Origin of the sequence: Stenotrophomonas sp. SrG, from assembly GCF_050031795.1 — a bacterium.
In the GTDB taxonomy this organism is placed as follows: domain Bacteria; phylum Pseudomonadota; class Gammaproteobacteria; order Xanthomonadales; family Xanthomonadaceae; genus Stenotrophomonas; species Stenotrophomonas rhizophila_A.
Map to the genome: position 1 here is coordinate 1 of NZ_JBNBBE010000415.1, position 259 is coordinate 259.

Genomic DNA, 259 nt, shown 5'->3' on the forward strand with positions numbered 1-259 from the left:
GCATCGCCGCTGCCGGTGGCGACCTGGCCAAGTTCGCCCTGCAGCAGAAGCTGGTGGATGGCCTGACGCCCCGCGAGGAAGTCGAAGACCTGCTGGCCGATCGTGGCGGGGCCGATGAAGATGCCGACGGTGGCTTCCGCAGCATCAACCTTGACGCATACCTGACCCAGATCGACACCCGTCGTTCGCCGGGGGATTCGCGGCCGCAGGTGGCGGGGGGGGTGGCGTCCGGCGAGAACGGCGCTGGCGACCTGCCCGC

1 pseudogene is annotated in these 259 nt (G+C 70.3%); it reads left to right on the forward strand.

Annotation, left to right across the window (positions count from 1 at the left end):
• A pseudogene (locus ACQG3P_RS20295) lies at positions 1 to 259 on the forward strand (signal peptide peptidase SppA); the annotation flags it as partial.